The 5177-nt window shown below is 62.5% G+C and carries 3 protein-coding genes and 2 pseudogenes; 3 read left to right on the forward strand and 2 right to left on the reverse strand.

Going from position 1 to position 5177, the window contains the following annotated elements:
• The 3 genes and pseudogenes from AC0L3A_RS39910 to AC0L3A_RS39920 form a co-directional block, all read left to right on the forward strand.
• Positions 1-503: pseudogene (locus tag AC0L3A_RS39910) on the forward strand (hypothetical protein); the annotation flags it as partial.
• Positions 504-573: 70 nt separating this feature from the next.
• A pseudogene (locus AC0L3A_RS39915) lies at positions 574-966 on the forward strand (transposase); the annotation flags it as partial.
• Positions 967-1609: 643 nt separating this feature from the next.
• Complete coding sequence (locus AC0L3A_RS39920) at positions 1610-2257, forward strand: cation efflux transmembrane domain-containing protein (RefSeq protein ID WP_473256490.1); 648 nt, start codon at positions 1610-1612, stop codon at positions 2255-2257.
• A 616-nt stretch (positions 2258-2873) separates the two neighbouring features.
• Here AC0L3A_RS39920 and istB read toward each other — a convergent pair.
• Positions 2874-3686 (reverse strand): IS21-like element ISBj11 family helper ATPase IstB, encoded by an 813-nt coding sequence (gene istB / locus AC0L3A_RS39925; protein WP_247300139.1) that lies wholly within the window; start codon positions 3684-3686, stop codon positions 2874-2876.
• A partial coding sequence (gene istA, locus AC0L3A_RS39930; RefSeq protein WP_473256489.1) for an IS21 family transposase occupies positions 3683-5177 on the reverse strand: 1495 nt, incomplete at its 5' end. The genes istA and istB, both read right to left, overlap by 4 nt.

Below are 5177 nucleotides of genomic sequence, written 5' to 3' on the forward strand. Positions count from 1 at the left end.
GCGCCGAGGCCAATGTGGCGGCGCTCAAGCACGACATCGAGCGCTACGTGCGTCTGCGCGCCGAGGCCGGGCACAAGCATGAGGCCGAGGAACGCGCGATCCGGCATCGTGTCGCCATCGACATCCCTGCTTTGTCGCGCGAGGCGCAGCGCGTGCTGGCGCGGGTGCGCGATGCGATCGATCGCAACGACCAGCCGAGCGCGCTCGAATTTGCCTCCGCGGAGAGCCGGACCGACGTGCCGCCATGCGCGACCATGTCGACCTCGCAGAAGCCGGGCACCGGGCTGTTTCAGTCATTGAACGTGCGGATCGGGACTTCGCGCCGGATTGCCGAACAGAATCCGGCACGGCGCCGCCTCCCGCCGCTCGCCGCAGTCTTCACGTCGATGTGGAATGCTGTTCCCTCGCGCGATCGGCCAACAATTCCGCAACCAGGTCAGCGAACTATTGGGCGAAGATCATCAGCTCTTCAGTGTGATCACCCCGCTGCTGTCGATCCATGAACAGATCTGCAAGCAACAGAACAACTTCGACATTGAAGTCCGCCAGTTGGCGAAGGCGGATGAGACGACGCGCCGCTTAATGACGGTTCCCGGTGTCGGCGCGGTGACGGCGTTGACCTTCCGCCATACGATCGATGACCCGTCGCGCTTCAGATCAGCATCGAGTGTCGGCGCTATCTCGGTCTCACACCTCGGCGCAACCAATCTGGCGAAACCGACATCAACGGCAAGATATCACGTTGGGGCGACCGTCTTCTCCGAACCTACCTGTTTGAGGGCCGCGACCGTGCTACTTTATCGAACTAAGAAATGGTCTTCCCTAAAGGCTTGGGGCATGAAGCGCGCCAAGAGGATTGGCATGAGGAAGGCAAAGGCCGCCATCGCCCGAAAGATCGCCGTAGTTCTTCACTGCATTTGGGGGGACGGCACATCGTTCGACTGGGGTCTGGTAAAGGAAGCCTGACCGATCTTGTAGTTCCTGGTCCGGTCCGCCGGACTGGCGATGTCCCGCTGGGACGGTGTTGTGGCGACCTCGTTCATTCGGCTGGTGACGGCTTGTCCGTACTCCGCTGCAGACGTTGAGGCGCCCGGCCCGGACATCATCATGAGGCGCTGAGCGACCTCGGAAAGGACCATGACCCCAGCGAAGACATCAACAGTCCAAACGATCCATGCCTGACCGGCAAGCACGTATCAGCCGCGGCCGCGCCGTCTCCGCAACCCGGAACAGCTTCGACGGCGCGAGCACTACCACCGTGCCATTGGCGAGTTCAGAAATGCAGGCTTGACACCAAACTGCAATTAAAGGACCGAATGACACCGGTTGAGGCGAAGCGCGCCCGCACGAATCTGAAATCAACGGGTCCTTCCTTGGCTAAGGGATCCTAATTCAGCATCGGCCCCCCGTGCGACTTCGAGCTTCCTTGGCTTGAAGGGCGGCGGCGGCGGAGGTCACGGCAGCAGCGTCGTTCTGCATACAGCGGGCGCCTCAGTCTGCGTTCCTATGCCCGTCGCGGATGCTTTCCCTCCCAACTCCAGTCGCGATGGACCAAAAGGCGACACGAACTCGACTAGCGATTGGCCTCAACTCATCTTATCTTGCGGTGATGAACGATTGCTGTTGTCCTCCGCCGCCCCTCAACTTGGGCGGAAACAAGAAACGAGATGCTGCTTACCGCATGGTGCTCTGGGCGGTGCTGGCGATCAATGCCGCAATGTTTGCGGTTGAGGTCGTCGCTGGCCTCGCTGCTGGATCGGCGTCGTTACAAGCAGATGCCCTCGACTTCTTAGGTGACGCTGCAAACTATGCCATAAGCCTGCTCGTAGTCGGCATGGCAGTCCGCTATCGCGCTGCTGCTGCTCTTGCGAAGGGCGCTACAATGGCCGCCTTCGGTGTGTGGGTCATCGCAACAGTCGTTTGGCATTCGCTACACGGAACGCTTCCAAGCGCATTTGCTATGAATACCGTTGGAGTTGCGGCCTTGGCTGCTAATGCCGCCTCCTTTGGTCTGCTTTGGGCCTATCGTCATGGCGACGCCAACATGCGATCCGCGTGGATTTGCACCCGTAACGATGTGCTTGGGAACCTCGCAGTCTGTTTGGCAGCCGCTGGCGTGTTCGGAACGGGCACAGGATGGCCCGACGTGATCGTGGCCGCGATCATGGCAGCGCTCGCTATTCAGGGTGCTGTTATAGTCGTGCGCCAAGCGGTCGGAGAGCTGCGCGTAGGCCGGCTTTCTGTTACCCGGGGCTGACGTCGTGTCGCCACCGACCTTCACCAGAGGACCCTCGTAAGGAACCCTCCCCAGATGACCGGTGGCTGTCCTTCGGGGCGTTTCGTTAGATGCACACAAAACACCCCTTTTCGAGTACCTCAGCCCGTCGCGCCAATGACTTACGGCGCAAAGCACACTGACTTACAGCAGAGAACGCTGCCGCTTCTTACGCGGTGTCACCTTCGGGACCGTGAGGAGCAACCGTAGCAGCCGCTCGGTGCGAGTTCGCTTCACCCGACTTGAGTTCCGGGAGCGCTTTTTTAAGGGCGGTGGCCTGTATCGTCTTCTCACTGTTCTGGCGCTTGTGTTGCATCAGTTCCCGAGGCCACGCCCCAAAGCCGTATTTACCCCCTCGGTAAGTACGTGCGGCACGGGCAATGATGTCCCGCATGCGCAGTACGGTCCTATAGGCCACCGCGAGTTCAGACTGGATCTCCAAGAGCGCTGGCTGGCATTGGAGCTGAAGGTATAGCGCGACAATCTGGATGGGAAGCGCGCGACAATCAGGATGGCGAGTGGGTGTCGCGGCGAGGTGATGATTGCCGCGATGATTGTCGCGCGCAAGAGTTTTGTTCGCTCTGATTGTCGCGGAGCGTCAATCAGCGAGTGTTTTTGGTGTCGCGTGCGAGGATGGTCGCCCTGGACCACGCTTCCGCTCGAGCGCGGTGCGCCTGCGATAGCTTTCGACGTTCATCTCGACGATGGTGGCGTGGTGAACGAGGCGATCGATGGCGGCGAGCGTCATAGCAGGATCCGGGAAGACCCTGTTCCACTCTCCAAAGGGCTGATTGGCGGTGATCAGCATGGAACGCCGCTCGTAGCGAGCGCTGATGAGCTCGAACAGCACGCTGGTCTCGGCCTGGTCCTTCGTGACGTAGGCAAGATCATCGCAGATCAGGAGGTCGAAGCGGTCGAGGCGGTTAATGGCGGCCTCGAGATTGAGCTCGCGCCGCGCCACCTGGAGCTTCTGGACGAGATCGGTGGTGCGGGTGAAGAGGACGCGCCATCCGTTCTCGATAAGGGCCAGGCCGATGGCTGCCGCCAAGTGACTCTTGCCGCCGCCGGGCGGGCCGAACAGCAGCAGATTGGCGCCCTTGCCGAGCCAACCATCGCCGGCGGCGAGCGCGGTCACCTGTGCCTTGGAGATCATCGGCACAGCCTCGAAGTCGAAGTTGTCGAAGGTCTTTCCAGCGGGCAGCCGCGCCTCGACGAGATGGCGCTCGACGCGGCGGCGGCCGCGTTCGGCGATCTCGTGCTCGGCAATGGTGGCGAGGAAGCGGGCCGCCGGCCAGCCTTCCTTGTCGGACTGCTCGGCAAATTGCGGCCACAGCACCTTGATGGCTGGCAGCCGCAACTCGTTGAGCAATAGATTGAGGCGCGCGGTGTCAATGGTGTTGGCCGTGCTCATGCGGCACCTCCGATCTCGCCGGCACCGATGAGGCACTCATAGGTGGCGAGCGGTGCGAGCTGCACCACGACGTGCGGCACGCAGGCCGGATCGGGAGAGAAGTAAGCGCGCAGCCGGTTGAGGTCGGGCAGTCGGCCGGCATCAAGCTCGGTCGCGAGCTGATCGGCGAGTTCGGCCTCGCAGCCGCGCTCATGGGCCAGTGCGAGCAGATCGACCATGATCCGGCAGGCTTTCCTGTCCGGCAGCCGTTCGCGCAAGCAATCGAAGGTTCGGCGATAGGCATCGCGCGGGAACAGCCGATCACGGTAGACGAGATTGAGCAGCGCCATTGGCTTGCGCCGCAAGGAATGGATCACGTGCCGATAATCGACGACCTGGTCGTGCTTGCCGTTGGGATGCGGCCGCCCACGCGGCAGGGTGACGAGATGGGTGCCGCCGACGAACACGTCGAGACGATCGTCGTAAAGGCGCACCCGCAGTTGGTGCCCGATCAAACGCGACGGCACGGTGTAGAACACCTTGCGCAAGGTGAAGCCGCCGCTTGACGTCACGCGGACAATCACCTCCTCGTAGTCCGAGGTGCGGCGATCTGGCAACGCCTGCAGGGTGGCGCGCTCGTGGTCGATCCGCTTGGAGTTGCGGGCATTACGGCGGCTGACGATCTCGTCGATGAAGCCGCGATAGGCGGCGAGATCATCGAAGTCGGCAGTGCCGCGCAACAGCAGCGCATCGGCGATCGTCCGCTTGAGATGGCCATGCGAGCTTTCGATCGCCCCGTTCTCGTGGGCGATGCCGCGATTGTTGCGGGAAGGCCGCATGCCGTAGTGGGCGCAGAGGTCCTCGTACCGCCTGGTCAGATCGTCCCTCGCATTGCGATCGAGATTGCAGAAGGCGGCCGACAGGCTGTCGGTCCGATGCTCCCGCGGTGCCCCACCGAGCGACCACAGGGCATTCTGCAGCCCTTCGGCCAATGCGACGAAGCTCTCGCCACCGAGCACGACATGGGCGTGTTCAAACCCGCAATAGGCCAACCGGAAGTGATACAGGCGATGATCGAGCGGCACGCCAGCGATGGCGACCCCAAGCTCGCCCATATCGGTGAAGTCGGACAGGCCGACCTGGCCCACTTCGTGGGTCTGGCGGAAGATGACCTCCTGCTCCTCGCCGTGGATCGCCCGCCAGGCGCGGATCCGGCGCTCGAGCGTGCGGCGGATTCCAGCCCCCAGCTCAGGATGGCGTCGGAGCATCTCCTCGAAGATGGCCACGGGCCGCACGCCGGGAGCCGCCTTCAGCATCGGCACGACCTCCAGGCCGAAGACGTTGGCCAAGGGATCCGGCCGGCGCCTTTGCCGCGGTGACTTCTTTTGCGACGGAAGGCGCAGATCCTTCTCGAGCCGATAAGCGGTCGACGAACTGAACGACGCCTTCGCGGCCGCCTCTGGCGGCGAATTGGTTTGACGGAACTTCATGTAGAGCCTCATCTGGTGATCG

This window comes from Bradyrhizobium sp. MI1.3 (assembly GCF_055811695.1).

Bases quoted from the DNA above. Each gene is read 5' to 3' on its own strand.
- AC0L3A_RS39920 (WP_473256490.1), top strand. From the start codon at position 1,610: ATGAACGATTGCTGTTGTCCTCCGCCGCCCCTCAACTTGGGCGGAAAC.
- istB (WP_247300139.1), bottom strand. From the start codon at position 3,686: ATGAGCACGGCCAACACCATTGACACCGCGCGCCTCAATCTATTGCTC.